Below are 14,113 nucleotides of genomic sequence, written 5' to 3' on the forward strand. Positions count from 1 at the left end.
GTGCACGATGCACCCAGTCCATTGCTCTCCGTCGCGGGCGCTGTCGCGGGTCGGCCCGGTTCGCCGGACGCCGCGGTGGCCTGGCATCACGGCGATCCCTTCGGCGAACAACGGGCCGCCGCGCAGCGGGTCGCCATCGTCGACCGCTCGCACCGGTTCGTGCTGACCATCACCGGCGGCGAACGCCTGAGCTGGCTGCACACCATCTCCAGCCAGCATCTGACCGCCCTCGGCGACCGGCAGTCCGCGGAGAATCTCGACCTCGACCTCAACGGCCGCGTCCAGCACCACTTCGTGCTCAGCGACCTGGACGGCACCCTGTGGATCGACACCGAGGGCGAGCGCGGCCCGGCCCTGCTGGACTTCCTGACCAAGATGGTCTTCTGGGCCGACGCCCAGCCCGCCGCGGCCACCGATCACGCCGTGCTGAGCCTGCTGGGCCCCCGTATCGACAGCCTGCGCGCGGCGCTCGGCGTCGAGGAGCTGCCCGGGGTGTACGGGGTGGCCCCGCTGCCCGGCGGCGGCTTCCTGCGCCGCATGCCCTGGCCCACCGACGACTCCTACGACCTGATCGTTCCCCGCGAGCGGCTCACCCACTGGTGGACCACGCTCACCGAGGCAGGTGCCGAGCCCGCGGGCATGTGGGCCTACGAGGCGCTGCGGGTGGCCGCGCTGCGGCCCAGGATCGGCGTGGACACCGATGAGCGGACCATCCCACACGAGGTGCGCTGGATCGGCGGGATCGCCGAGCACGGCGCCGTGCACCTGGACAAGGGCTGCTATCGCGGTCAGGAGACGGTCGCGCGGGTGCACAATCTCGGCAAGCCGCCACGGCAGCTGCTGTTGCTGCACCTCGACGGCTCCAGCGACACCAGGCCCGAGCCCGGCGACGAGGTGACCGCGGGCGGGCGCGCGGTGGGCAGGATCGGCACCGTCGTCGACCACTACGAGTACGGCCCGATCGCGCTGGCGCTGATCAAGCGGGCCGTGCCGCCCGACACCGCGCTCACCGTCGGCTCCTGCGCCGCGGCCGTCGACCCCGACTCGGTTCCCGGGGAGGGCGGTCCGCAGGCGGGCAGGCTCGCCGTCGAGCGGCTGCGGGGCCGGTGACCGGCAGCGCACGGCGCGCGGCGCGCCGGGGCGGCCGTCTGCCGTCCCTCGCTCGCGTGGCCGCCGAGCACACGTCCGCCGGTCCGGGCCGCCGGTCCGTACCGGCCGAATCGGGGAGGGGAACCGATGCGAATCGTCGATGACACCGCCGAGGGCGACGCGGCGTCCGCCGCCGGGCAGACCACCGGCACACCAAGGGTGCTGGCCGTCTGCGTTGTGCACGAGGAACTGACCGTGCCGGGCCGGGTTGGCCGCACCGCGATCGACAAACGCCCGGTCTCCGGCCGGGTCGAGGTCGGCCCGCTCGGCCTGGCAGGCGACCACGTCTGCAACACCAGGGATCACGGCGGTGTGCACCAGGCGGTGTACGCCTACGCCGAGTCCGACGCCGGGCTGTGGGCGGCGGAACTCGGCCGCGAGCTGCCCGCGGGCTGGTTCGGCGAGAATCTGCGGATCGAGGGCATGGCCGTCTCCGACGCGGTGCTCGGCGCCCGCTGGGCGATCGGCGACACCCTGCTCGAGGTGAGCGCGCCCCGCGTCCCGTGCGCCACCTTCGGCCACGTCTCGGGCGAGAAGCAGTGGGTCAAGCGGTTCACCGACCGCGCGCACACCGGCGCCTACCTGCGGGTGCTGCGCGCGGGCAGCATCGGGGCGGGCGACCGCGTCGAGGTGGTGCACACCCCGGCCCACGGCGTCACCGTGCGGGAGGTCTTCACCGGCGCGGACATGGAGCGCCTCGCCCTGCTGCTCGCCGAGGAGCCGACCGTCTCCGCTGACATCCGCATGCAGATCGACCGGCACGCCAGGCGGCACGGCGTGCCCTCACCCACCACGATGTTCCCCGTCGGGGCAGCAGGCGAGAACGCCACCCACCCGGCCGGCGCGGACACCGCCGACGACCTGACCGACGAGGTGGCCTCGTGAGCGTGGAACTGGTCGAGGTGGTGCGCTCGGGCTTGCGCGAGTGCGTGCACCGGGGGTCGGTCGTCGTCCTCGGCCCGGACGGCGAGCCGGTGGTCTCCCTCGGCGAGACGCACCTGCCGATCTTCCCGCGCTCGACCAACAAGCCGATGCAGGCGCTGGCCCTGCTCCGGCTCGGTTTCGAGCCCGCCGACGAGGCGGAACTCGCGCTGTCGAGCGCCTCGCACTACGGCGAACCCGACCAGATCGCGCTGGTCGAACGTCTGCTGACCCGCTTCGGCTTCACCGAGGCCGACCTGTCCTGCCCGCCCGACCTGCCGTTCGAGGAGCACGCACGCGCGCACGCGCTGGCCACCGGACCGCGCCCGATCTACATGAACTGCTCGGGCAAACACGCCGCCATGCTCGCCACCTGCGCGGTCAACGGCTGGCCCACCGAGGGCTATCTCGACGAGGGCCACCCGCTGCAACAGGCGATCGCCGCCACCGTCACGGAGATGACCGGCGAACCCGAGACCGACCTCGGCATCGACGGGTGCGGGCTGCCCATCATCCCGGTCTCGCTGGTCAACCTCGCCCGCGCCTACGCCCGGTTCACCACGGCCGAATCCGGCAGCCCCGAACGGCGGGTGGCCGACGCGATCCGGGCGAACCCCCGAGTGATTTCGGGCACGAATGCCCCGGATCTGAAGATCATGTCCGCGACCCCGGGATTGCTGTGCAAGATCGGCGCCGACGGCGTGCACGCGGGCGCGCTGCCCGACGGGTCGGCTTTCGCCTACAAGATCGAAGACGGCGGCGACCGCGCGCGCATGCCCCTGACGCTGGCGATTCTGCAACGCATGGGCATCGACTGGACAGCGGTCCACGACGATCTGGCGGCCCAACCGGTGCTCGGCGGCGGCGCTCGCGTGGGGGTGATACGGGCCATTCCCGGCATACTCTGAGCGACCCGGCCCCCAGCGGAAAACGGCCCTGCGTACCCCCAGGTGAGGGCACTTCGGTCACTCATGGGAGCGCAAGCGCGCGACACACGCTAAAGTGTCTGTCAGGAAGAGTATTAATTCGAACGGGGCCGCCAACACACCCCAGGCCGCCCCGCTGTGACGCGAGGGGGTCAGCCATGGGCCGTGGCCGGGCTAAGGCAAAGCAGACCAAGGTTGCACGCGAGCTGAAGTACAGCTCGACGCCAACCGACTTCGCGAGCCTTCAGCGCGAGCTCTCGGGACACCCCACCAAGCACAGTGGTGGCGTGTTGTCCGATGAGCACGACTCGGACGACTCCTTGTCCCGCTGGGACGAGGACGACTACGACGACTGGCGCCGCTGACTCGGATTTCAACGTCAACAGGGGAGGCCGACGGGGCCTCCCTTTTGCACGTTGCCGGGTACGCGACCGAAGTCGAGCAGGCTTGCCGACACAATGAATTCGGCGTCCGGTGATCCTCCGGGGTTGCCGGACAACGAATTTCACCGGGTGGTCCCCGACGACGATTTCGTCGTCCCCGCACACGGTCACCCGGTAATTCCACATCGATACCGACCAGCCGCGGAAAACCGTAACCGGATTTTCTCCGCGGCGTGAAAAATGGGCCGATCTCCACACGACGGAGGATCGGCCTTTTTCACGCCCGCGTGGCGGGACCCGCGGAAAACGGGCCCCGCGAAAACGGCTCAGAATCGGGGGTGTTCGCCCAGCAGTTGCGCCCGGGGGGCGTCGGTGTCCTTGGCCTTCTTCACCGTGCCGAGCGTCCAGCACTCGACGTGGCGGGCGGTGAGCACCGCCAGCGCGCGATCCACGTCCTCGGGCGCGACGACGGCGACCATGCCGACGCCCATGTTGAAGGTCTTCTCCATCTCGGCGCGCTCGACCCGGCCGCGCTGGGCGATCATCTTGAACACCGGCGCGGGATTCCAGGTGCCACGGTCGAGTTCGGCGACCAGGCCCGCCGGGATCACGCGGGCCAGGTTGTTCGCCAGGCCGCCGCCGGTCACGTGGGCGAAGGTGCGCACGTCGGTCTCGGCGATCAGCGCCAGGCAGTCCTTGGCGTAGATGCGGGTCGGCTCGAGCAGTTCCTCGCCGAGGGTGCGGCCGAACTCCTCCACATGGCCGGTCAGCGACATCCGGTCGATGTCCAGCAGCACCTTGCGGGCCAGGCTGTAGCCGTTGGAGTGCAGGCCGGAGGAGCCCATGGCCAGCACCACGTCGCCGGGGCGCACCCGGTCGGGGCCGAGCACCGCGTCGGCCTCGACCACGCCGACGCCGGTGGCGGACAGGTCGTAGTCGTCGGGATCCATCAGGCCGGGATGTTCGGCGGTCTCGCCGCCGAGCAGGGCGCAGCCCGCCTGCACGCAGCCCTCGGCGATGCCGGAGACCAGTTCGGCGACCTTCTCCGGGACCACCTTGCCGATGGCGATGTAATCCTGCAGGAACAGCGGTTCCGCGCCGCAGACGACCAGATCGTCGACGACCATGGCGACCAGGTCGAGGCCGACGGTGTCGTGCTTGTCCATGGCCTGGGCGACCGCGATCTTGGTACCCACGCCGTCGGTGGAGGCGGCGAGCAGCGGCTCGCGGTAGCCGCCCTTGAGCGCGAACAGACCGGCGAAGCCGCCGAGGCCACCTTGGACTTCGGGGCGGGTGGCCTTCTTCGCCAGCGGCCCGAACAACTCGACTGCGCGGTCACCGGCTTCGATGTCCACGCCTGCCGCGGCGTACGAGGCGCCGCCGGTGGGGGTCTGTTCAGTCATTTTCGGGGGAAGCTCCAAACCGGATCGGCGGATACATGCCTGATCACGCTACCCGAACCGGATCTCGGGCATGCATGGTGTCGCCCGCACGTGACCCGATCGCGCGCCGTGTCACCGGCGGCGATCGAGCGCGGGGCGTGTGGCGTCAGGGTCGACTCAGTGCGCTCGCGTTGGCGTTCTCGCCGAGCAGAACCGATTCCGGCTGCCCGGTGAGCATGCCTTCCAACAGATTCTTTCCGATGGAAGCTTCGGTCGGGAGCGGAATCGGGTAATCGCCGTCGAAACAGGCCGAGCACAGCCGCGAGCGGGGCTGCTCGGTGGCCGCGATCATGCCGTCGATGGAGATGTAGCCGAGGGAGTCCGCGCCGACGGAACGGCGCACCGCCTCGACCATCTCCGCGTAGTCGTCGTCGGCGCCGACGCCGTTGGCGATCAGCTCGGCCCGCGAGGCGAAGTCGATGCCGTAGAAGCAGGGCCACTTGACCGGCGGGGAAGCGATGCGCACGTGGATCTCCAGCGCGCCCGCCTCGCGCAGCATCCGCACCAGGGCGCGCTGGGTGTTGCCGCGCACGATCGAATCGTCGACCACGACCAGGCGCTTGCCGCGGATCACCTCCCGCAGCGGGTTGAGCTTGAGCCGGATGCCGAGCTGGCGGATGGTCTGGCTGGGCTGGATGAAGGTGCGGCCCACGTAGGCGTTCTTCATCAGGCCCTGGCCGTAGGGCACGCCGGAGCCCTGTGCGTAGCCGACAGCGGCGGGCGTGCCGGATTCGGGCACCGGGATGACCAGGTCGGCCTCGATCGGATGTTCCTTGGCCAGCCTGCGGCCGATCTCGACGCGGGTGGCGTGCACCGAGCGGCCTGCGATGGTGGAGTCGGGGCGGGCCAGATAGACGTACTCGAAGACGCAGCCCTTGGGCTCGGGGCGGGCGAAGTGCGTGGAGCGCAGGCCCTCGGCGTCGATGGCGAGCAGCTCGCCCGGCTCGATCTCGCGCACGAAGGAGGCGCCGACGATGTCGAGGGCGGAGGTCTCGCTGGCCACCACCCAGCCGCGTTCCAGCCTGCCGAGACACAGCGGGCGCACGCCGTGCGGATCGCGGGCGGCATAGAGGGTGTGCTCGTCCATGAAGGTCAGGCAGAACGCGCCGCGCAGCTGCGGCAAGAGTTCGAGCGCGGCCTGTTCGATGCTCTTGTCCGCGGCGGCATGGGCCAGCAGCGCGGTCATCACATCGGAATCGGAGGTGGCGCCGACCGGCTGCGGGCGGCCCTCGGCGATCGGGGTGCCGATCAGACCGAGCTCACGGGCGCGGCCCGCCAGTTCGGCGGTGTTGACGAGATTGCCGTTGTGGCCGAGGGCGACGCCGGAGCCGACGGCGGTGGTGCGGAAGATCGGCTGAGCGTTTTCCCAGGTGACGCCACCGGTGGTGGAGTAACGACAGTGGCCGACGGCGATGTGGCCCGGCATGGCGGCGAGGGTCTGCTCGTCGAAGACCTGGCTGACCAGGCCGAGATCCTTGAACACCAGGATCTGCTGACCATCGGAGACCGCGATGCCCGCCGCCTCCTGGCCGCGGTGCTGGAGCGCGTAGAGGCCGTAGTACGTGAGCTTGGCCACGTCCTCCCCCGGAGCCCAGACGCCGAAGACACCACACTCCTCGCGGGGCTCGTTCTCGGTCTGGTCGTTCTCGGTCTGATCGTTGTCGACCTGATCGGGACCGGCCGGAGCGGCCTGAGCGGAGTTGGCGAGGTTGTCGGCCGTCGAATCGGCGTTGGTCACCGTACGCTCCCTGTTCGGGCGGGCTGGGGGCTCTCGCCATTCTACGGGTGTCAGCTGGTCGTGCGATCACGGCTTCGGCGTACCGAGAGCAATCACACGTGTCGGAACAGGTGTCGATCGCCGCCACGGCGGTACCTTTCGACGGTGACGAGCGAGAGCGAGATCAAGGGGCCGACCCGGGCGGCCGGGCGGGCGAATCCGCGCACGCTGCTGCGTGCCGTGCTGTTTCCGCTGGTCGTGATCACCCTGGTCGCGAGCCTGTTGAGCTATCTGTACCTGGCATACGTGGCCGACCCGGAGGAGAACCTGCACGGGTTCCCCATCGCGCTGGTCAACATGGACGTCGGCGACACGATCGGCACGCCCGAGGAACCGCGTCAGGTGAATTTCGGCACACAGGTCGCCGACGGCATCGTCGCCGAGGTCCCCGCCGACGAGATCGACCTGCGGGTGCTCGGCATCAACGAGGCCCAGCGACAGCTGCGCAACGGCGAGGTCTACGGCGCCATCATCATCCCCGGCGACTTCAGCAAGCGCCTCGGCATCCTCGGCGTCGGCAGTGTGGTGCCCGGCGACATCGAGCAGCCGATCATCACCGTGCAGACCAATCCGAGGGTCGGTCCGTTCGCGACCGCCATCGTCACCCGGATCGCCGACCGGATGTTGCCGCAGGTCAACGCGCAGGTCGGCGCGCAGCTCACCGAACAGGTGGAAGCCCAGCTCGCCCCGCCGGAAGGCGGTGAGCCCACCGAGATCAGCGGCGCGGCCCGGCTGTCGCTGGAGTCCCCGCTGCGGCTGGTCGCCGAGGAGTTCCGCCCGCTGCCCAACGGCACCGGCCAGGGTCTGACCGCCTTCTTCTTCGCACTGTTGCTGCTGCTGGTCGGCGTCATCGGCGCCATGACCATCCACACCATGGCCGACGCGGCGCTCGGTTTCATGCCCACCGAGTACGGCCCGTGGTTCCTGCACTTCCCGCCGACGCCGATCTCGCGGCTGCGCACTCTGCTGTTGAAGTGGAGTGTGATGTTCCTGGCGGCGGTCGTGATCGCCGGGATCTTCCAGCTGGTGGCGCACGCGCTGGACATGCCGCTGGAGCGGCCGCTGGCGCTGTATCTCTACAGCGTGCTGGCGATCACCGCGGTCGGCGTGACCGGCCTGTCGGTGCTCGCGGCGTTCGGGCAGGCGGGCCTGCTGGTGAATCTCATCCTGTTCGTCGTGCTCGGCCTGCCCTCCTCCGGCGGCACCGTGCCCATCGAGGCCACGCCCACCTACTTCGCCTGGCTGGCCACCTTCGAGCCCATGCATCAGGTGTACCTGGCGGTGCGTTCGATCCTGTACTTCAACGCCGACTTCGCCGCCGGGCTCGGCCGCGGCCTGTGGATGACGATCTTCGGCCTGCTCGCCGGCATGATCTTCGGGCTGGTGGTCACCAAGTTCTACGACTACAAGGGGCTGCACCGCAGTCCGGCCGAGCCGTCGGAAGCCTGAGTCGAAGGCCGGAGTGGGGTCGGTGCCGGAGTGAGGTCGGTGCCGGAGTGAGGTGGACGGACCGCGGACTCACTCCGGCAACCGGGTGATCGGCAGCCAGTGCGCGATCTCCCCCGCGCGGCTCCCGGCGGCGGTCACCACCCCGGCGGCCACCGCCGCCTGGAAATCGAGCAGCCCGGTGACCAACAGCAGCCAGGTGCGCGGATCGGTCTCCACCACGTTCGGCGGCGTCCCGCGCGTGTGCCGCGGCCCCTCCACACACTGCACCGCGACGAACGGCGGGACCCGCACCTCCACCGAATGCCCCGGCGCGGCCTCGGCCAGCGTCCGCGCGGTCGCCCGCACCGCTGCCGCGATCTGCTGCCGCGACGGCTCCGCCGCCTGTTCGCCGCCCTGTTCGCGACCGTCCTGTTCCCCCCGCAACCACGCGCTCACCGCCGCCATCGCGGCCCGCAACTCCCCCGGATCAACTCTGCGCCGTGCCACGCGCCGAGGCTACCGGCCACCGAATCGCCGCACGCCCGCGCACCCGGTCTGCCGTACGGTGACCGGGCACGCGAACCGTCCCGCGGCGGACGGGCGGTGGCGACGGTGAGGTGCGGGTCCCGTCGTCACCCGGCGCGCCGCCGGAGGCGATCATTCCGGCGCTTCGGAGCCGCTCTGCGGCCGCCCGGCGAGGGTGGCGACGACGGCGCCGGTGGCATTGATCGCCAGGTGCAGCAGGGCGGGGGCGGTGGCGCTGCCCGCGCGGCGGCCGAGCAGGGTGAACAGCGCGCCCGCCGTCGCGGTGGCGACGACCGTCGGCAGCACGGGATCGCCGGCGGCGCGGGCCGGGTGCACATGCCAGAGGCCGAAGGCGGCGGCGCCGAGAGCCAGGCTCGTGCGCGGACCCGCGATCGCGGTGAGCAGCGGGTCGAGGCCGCCGCGGAAGATCAGTTCCTCGGGCAGGACGGTGCCGAACGGGATGTGCACCCCGATCCACTCGGCGGGCGCGACTTCGGGCAGCCTGGCCGGGCCGCTGAGCACCGCCGTGCGGACCGGGCGCACGGCCATGGCGGCGCCCGCGCCAGCGACGACCACCGCGCCTGCGGCGAGCCCGGCTCCGATTCCCCTGGCGGAGCGCCAGTTCGGCCTGGCGCGGGTGGCCAGGGCGTAGGCGGCGGCGAAGCCGAGGTGGGCCAGGGTGCGGCCGCGCGGCCCGAGGCCGAGCGCGGGGGCGATCCGGTTGTTCCACAGCGGTGGGGCCAGCGACGCGAGGGCGGCGGCCGTCGCGCGGGCGGTCCGGCTCACTTGGTGGCCCGCTCGAAATCCTCGGCCGACTCCAGCTGGAAGCGCACCCGTTCGGCCAGTTCCGGCGTCCAGCCCTCCGGTTGGGCGATGGCGGCCCAGGCGTCGATGACCAGGCTGCCGTAGCGGTGGCCGTGACCGTCGCTGACGCCCTGGGCGTTGGTGAGGTCGGCGGTGACCTGCCAGAAGGTGACGAACGGCGCCCAGCGCATCTGCGAGGACACGTCCGCGCCGCGCGGCTCGGACAGCCAGTCCGGCTGGGAGAAGATCAGATCGGGCGACCACCAGACGATCGGGTCGGAGGCGTGCTGCAGGTAGGCGATGCGCGGGGCCTGCCACTCCGGGCCCGGCTCGGCCAGGTCGGAGGCGTCGGCGGCGAAGCGGACCACCAGACCGTCGGCGTAGACCGGCAGCACTTCCGGCGAGCCGGGGTCGCGGCGCTCGACGAACTGCTTCCACAGCCGGTTGGAGTTCGGCGGGCCCACCCACAGCGCGCCGTCGACCTTGCCACGCAGGTCGGCCAGCCCGGTGAAGGCCGCCTCCGAGCCCTGCGAGCCGAGGCTCTCGCCGTAGACGTAGAGCTTCGGCCTGCTCTCGGCGGGTTTCTCCAGCCAGCGCTGGTAGACCGCGTCGAAGATCTGCCGCCCGGCCGAGGCCGCCTTGCTCTTGTCGGCCAGGAACGACAGCACGCTGGGCAGGTAGGAGTACTGGCTGGCGAGCACCGCGCTGTCGCCGCCGAACATGTACTCGATCGCGCCCGCCGCCATGGAGTTCACCCAGCCGGTGCCGGTGGTGGTGACCACGACCAGCACCTTCCGGTCGAAGGCTCCCGCGCGCTCGAGTTCGCGCACCGCCAGTTCGGCCTGGGTCTCCCCCTCGACCGCGGATTCCAGACCCACATAGGCGCGGATCGGCTCCAGCGCGGGACGGCCGGTGACCGCCGCGATCCGGCTGGCCGTCGGTCCCTGGGAGACGAACCAACGCCCCTCGAAACCGAGGGTGTCCCAGGGCGCGAACGACTCGGGGCTGCCCGAGCGCTCCGGCAGCAGCGGCTGCACGGCGTTGGGCGAGGTGTGGTCGTTGCGGACGCTGAACGCCGAGTTGGCGACGGCGAAGAAGGCGCGGGTGGCGACACCGTTGAAGATCGTGGTCGCCACCACCACCAGCACCAGCAGGCCGACGGCGGGAGCGAGCTCGCGCGGGACCTTGACCCGGCGGTTGAGTTCCCTGGCCAGGAACAGCACGATCTCGCGCAGCGTGCGGTAGACGGCGACCACGATCACGCCGACGGCCACGCTCAGCAGGCCGGTGCGCAGATAGGCCGGGGTGGTGGTGCCCTCCATGCCCATCAGCGCGGTGATCTCGCGCTGCCAGCGCGCCGACTGCACCAGCATGAGGGCGGCGGTGAGACCGGCGGTCACCAGAACCGCGGTCTTCACGGCGTAGATCACCCAGGTGGGCGCGGGCGGAATCCTGGTCAGCCGCGGCCGGACCAGCCTGCGGAAGCCCCACTCCAGCAAACACCCGAGGCCGTACCCGAGGGCGGCGTTGATACCGCTGATCAGCCCCTGGAACAACCAGTCGCGCGGAACCAGCGATGGGGTCACCGACAGGGCGAAGAACAGGGTGGCGACGACGAGCCCGACGTAGTTCAGGTCGATGACGACCTCGGCCCGGCGCACCAGGACCAGGACGCGCGTGCGCAGCCTCGTCAGGGTGTCCGCTTTCTCGAGCACCCGAACAGTATGCGTGTTCGGGTGCCGACGACGCCCGGCGCCGCCCGGCCGCGACCCCGGATGACCCGGCGGCCGCGACCGTTTGCCAGATGTTCGCTGTAAGTGCTGCCGGTCAGACCACGTGGCCGAACAGGGCGGGCAGGGTGCCCTCGAAGGCCTCGCGCAACTCGCTCATCGGGACGGAGAACTGGCCCTGCACCTCGATCTCGTCGCTGCCCTGGTCGACCACGCCGATGCGCACCCACGGCAGCTGCCTGGCGTCGAGCATCCTGGTGAAACGGGTCTCCTCCGAGCGCGGCACCGCGACCAGGACGCGACCGGCCGACTCCGAGAACAGCGTCACGAACGGATCGGCGTCCTCGGGCAGCAGGATGCGGCAGCCGGTCTCGCCCGCCAGCGCGGCCTCGACGACGGCCTGGGCGAGGCCGCCCTCGGACAGGTCGTGCGCGGCCGAGATCATGCCGTCACGCGAACCGGCCACCAGCACCTCCGCGATCAGCTTCTCGCGGTCGAAGTCGACCTTCGGCGGGACGCCGCCGAGGTGGTCGTGGGCCACCTGCGCCCAGATGGAGCCGCCGAACTCGTCGCGGGTCTCGCCGAGCAGGATCAGCGTCTCGCCGGGCTCGAGGCCGAGGCCGGTGGGGATGCGCCGGTGCACGTCGTCGATCACGCCGAGCACGCCCACGACCGGGGTCGGCAGGATCGCGTCCTGGCCGGTCTGGTTGTAGAAGCTGACGTTGCCGCCGGTCACCGGGATGCCGAGGGCCACGCAGCCGTCGGCCAGGCCGCGCACGGCCTGCTGGAACTGCCACATCACGCCCGGGTCCTCCGGCGAGCCGAAGTTCAGGCAGTTGGTGACGGCCTTCGGGGTGGCGCCGGTGGTGGCGACATTGCGGTAGGCCTCGGCCAGCGCCAGCTGCGCGCCGGTGTAGGGGTCGAGCTTGGTGTACCGGCCCGACGCGTCGGTGGCCAGCGCGATACCGCGGCCGGTCTCCTCGTCGATGCGGATGACGCCCGCGTCGGCCTGTTCGGCGAGCACGGTGTTGCCGCGCACGTAGCGGTCGTACTGCTCGGTGATCCACTTGCGGCTGCACAGCTGCGGGCTGGCGATCATGGTCAGCAGCGTCCGGCGCAGCTCTTCCGGCGTCTTCGGCCGGGGCAGCTGATCCGGGGTGTCGGCGATCAGCGCGTCCTGGTAGTCGGGGCGGCGCACCGGGCGCTCGTACACCGGGCCCTCGTGGGCGACGGTGCGCGGCGGCACGTCCACCACGGTCTCGCCGTTCCAGGTGACCACGAGACGATCGCCGTCGGTGACCTCGCCGATGACGGTGGCCAGCACGTCCCACTTGGCGCAGACCGCCATGAAGGCGTCCACGTTCTCCGGGGTCACCACCGCGCACATGCGCTCCTGGGACTCGCTGGAGAGCACCTCGGCCGGGGTCATGCCGGTGGCGCGCAGCGGCACCTTGTCCAGCTCGATGCGCATGCCACCGTCACCGGCGGCGGCCAGCTCGGAGGTGGCGCAGGACAGGCCGGCGCCACCGAGGTCCTGGATGCCGACCACGAGGTCGGCCGCGTACAGCTCGAGACAGCACTCGATGAGCACCTTCTCGGTGAACGGGTCGCCGACCTGCACGCTCGGCAGCTTCTTGCGGCCCGCGCCGGACTCGTCACCGGAGAAGGTGTCCGAGGCCAGCACGGACACGCCGCCGATGCCGTCGAGGCCGGTGCGCGCGCCGAACAGGATGATCTTGTTGCCGGCGCCGGAGGCGAAGGCCAGGTGCAGGTCCTCGACCCGCATCACGCCCGCGCACAGCGCGTTGACCAGCGGATTGCCCTGGTAGGAGGCGTCGAAGACGGTCTCGCCGCCGACATTCGGCAGACCGAGGGAGTTGCCGTAGCCGCCGACGCCGCGCACCACGCCGTCGACCACGCGCCGGGTGTCGGGGTGATCGGCCGCGCCGAAGCGCAGCTGGTCCATCACCGCGATCGGGCGCGCGCCCATGGCCATGATGTCGCGCACGATGCCGCCCACGCCGGTGGCCGCACCCTGGTAGGGCTCCACGTAGGAGGGGTGGTTGTGGCTCTCGACCTTGAACGTCACCGCCCAGCCGTCGCCGACGTCGACCACGCCCGCGTTCTCGCCGATGCCGGCGAGCATCGAGGCGCGCATCTCCTCGGTGGTGGTCTGACCGAAGTAGCGCAGGTGCACCTTGGAGGACTTGTAGGAGCAGTGCTCGCTCCACATCACCGAGTACATCGCCAGCTCGGCGTCGGTGGGCCTGCGGCCGAGGATCTCCTTGATGCGCGCGTACTCGTCGTCCTTGAGACCCAGTTCTTTGTAGGGCTGGGTGAGATCGGGAGTTGCTGCGGCTGCGCTGACGGTGTCGACCTGCGGAGTCACGGAGTACCAGGGTCCTTTCGGCCGGGCATTGTGAAGCGACGAGCTCGGCCCGCCGACATGACGGGGAGGCGGCCTCAGTCTACGGGTCACCCGCGACGGCCCCGCAGGTGAGGGCCTCGACCTTGCTCGCGCGCGCCCACCCGGGCATACCGGACGGCGAGCGCGCGGAACCGGTTTCGCCGCGCGAACAGTCGCTGCGACGTTGCCACCGACCGTCGCCGCACCCGCGGCCACGAACGGCTGCGCTTGTCACGGGCTCGCCGACGGCCCAGGCCGCGAGGTTGCCCGCAGTCCGAGCACCGGCCGGGAACCGGGAGGCGCCCGGTACTCTGGGCGGGTGAACGAACGATCGGGGGTGGCCGAGCAGGCCGCGAAGCCTGCCGACATGGGCACCCCGTCTCTCCCCGGTGACCCCTCCGACCCGCGATCGCCGGACTCCCCGGCCGAGTCCCCCTCCCCGCAGTCCCCCTCCCCACAGTCCCCCTCCCCGCAGTCCCCCTCCCCGCAGCGGCCCTCGCCGCACCAACCGCCGCCGACCGGATACGCATCGGCGAAGTACGCACCGGTGAAGCTGCTCGGCATCGCCCTGGCGCTGTTCGCGGTCTCGGCGGTGGTCTCGCTGCTGGCGCACTGGTGGTA

The 14,113-nt window shown here is 71.2% G+C and carries 12 protein-coding genes; 6 read left to right on the forward strand and 6 right to left on the reverse strand.

From position 1 onward, the window contains the following. The 4 genes from QH283_RS13410 to QH283_RS13425 all read left to right on the forward strand — a co-directional run bounded on the left by QH283_RS13410 (window position 1) and on the right by QH283_RS13425 (window position 3,361). Window positions 1–1,110 (forward strand): YgfZ/GcvT domain-containing protein, encoded by a 1,110-nt coding sequence (locus tag QH283_RS13410; protein ID WP_280503330.1) that lies wholly within the window; start codon window positions 1–3, stop codon window positions 1,108–1,110. Between the two features lie 126 nt (window positions 1,111–1,236). Further along, complete coding sequence (locus QH283_RS13415) at window positions 1,237–2,034, forward strand: MOSC domain-containing protein (protein WP_280503331.1); 798 nt, start codon at window positions 1,237–1,239, stop codon at window positions 2,032–2,034. Further along, window positions 2,031–2,978 (forward strand): asparaginase, encoded by a 948-nt coding sequence (locus tag QH283_RS13420; protein WP_280503332.1) that lies wholly within the window; start codon window positions 2,031–2,033, stop codon window positions 2,976–2,978. The genes QH283_RS13415 and QH283_RS13420 overlap by 4 nt, the downstream gene beginning before the upstream one ends. A 176-nt stretch (window positions 2,979–3,154) precedes the next feature. Next, entirely contained in the window at window positions 3,155–3,361 is a 207-nt protein-coding gene (locus QH283_RS13425; protein ID WP_040794344.1) for a DUF3073 domain-containing protein, read from the forward strand. Between the two features lie 344 nt (window positions 3,362–3,705). Here QH283_RS13425 and purM read toward each other — a convergent pair whose 3' ends face one another. Together purM and purF are read right to left on the reverse strand one after the other, a co-directional pair. Beyond that, a complete protein-coding gene (gene purM, locus QH283_RS13430; RefSeq protein ID WP_280503333.1) occupies window positions 3,706–4,782 on the reverse strand; it encodes a phosphoribosylformylglycinamidine cyclo-ligase in 1,077 nt (358 codons plus the stop codon). A 145-nt stretch (window positions 4,783–4,927) separates the two neighbouring features. Continuing rightward, on the reverse strand, window positions 4,928–6,559 hold the full coding sequence (purF, locus tag QH283_RS13435; RefSeq protein ID WP_280503334.1) for an amidophosphoribosyltransferase: 1,632 nt from the start codon (window positions 6,557–6,559) through the stop codon (window positions 4,928–4,930). Window positions 6,560–6,703: 144 nt separating this feature from the next. Here purF and QH283_RS13440 point away from each other — a divergent pair, with 144 nt between their 5' ends. Next, window positions 6,704–8,047, forward strand: coding sequence for an ABC transporter permease (locus tag QH283_RS13440; RefSeq protein WP_324247181.1), 1,344 nt, complete (start codon window positions 6,704–6,706; stop codon window positions 8,045–8,047). 69 nt (window positions 8,048–8,116) lie between these two features. Here the strand turns inward: QH283_RS13440 and QH283_RS13445 are convergent, their stop codons facing one another. From QH283_RS13445 to purL, 4 genes are all read right to left on the reverse strand, one after another. Next, the gene (locus QH283_RS13445; protein ID WP_280503340.1) at window positions 8,117–8,491 is read right to left on the reverse strand and encodes a sterol carrier family protein; all 375 of its coding nucleotides are present in this window, start codon (window positions 8,489–8,491) and stop codon (window positions 8,117–8,119) included. A 192-nt stretch (window positions 8,492–8,683) separates the two neighbouring features. Further along, window positions 8,684–9,337: a CPBP family intramembrane glutamic endopeptidase gene (locus tag QH283_RS13450; RefSeq protein WP_280503335.1), complete on the reverse strand. Its 654-nt coding sequence runs from the start codon at window positions 9,335–9,337 to the stop codon at window positions 8,684–8,686. Continuing rightward, window positions 9,334–11,070: an alpha/beta hydrolase gene (locus QH283_RS13455; RefSeq protein WP_280503336.1), complete on the reverse strand. Its 1,737-nt coding sequence runs from the start codon at window positions 11,068–11,070 to the stop codon at window positions 9,334–9,336. The genes QH283_RS13450 and QH283_RS13455 overlap by 4 nt, the downstream gene beginning before the upstream one ends. Before the next feature lie 112 nt (window positions 11,071–11,182). Next, entirely contained in the window at window positions 11,183–13,474 is a 2,292-nt protein-coding gene (gene purL, locus QH283_RS13460; protein ID WP_280503337.1) for a phosphoribosylformylglycinamidine synthase subunit PurL, read from the reverse strand. A gap of 337 nt (window positions 13,475–13,811) precedes the next feature. Here purL and QH283_RS13465 point away from each other — a divergent pair. Next, the coding region (locus tag QH283_RS13465; RefSeq protein WP_280503338.1) for a hypothetical protein at window positions 13,812–14,113 on the forward strand (302 nt) is incomplete at its 3' end.

The sequence above is a fragment of the Nocardia farcinica genome, assembly GCF_029867845.1.
Lineage (GTDB): Bacteria > Actinomycetota > Actinomycetes > Mycobacteriales > Mycobacteriaceae > Nocardia > Nocardia farcinica_A.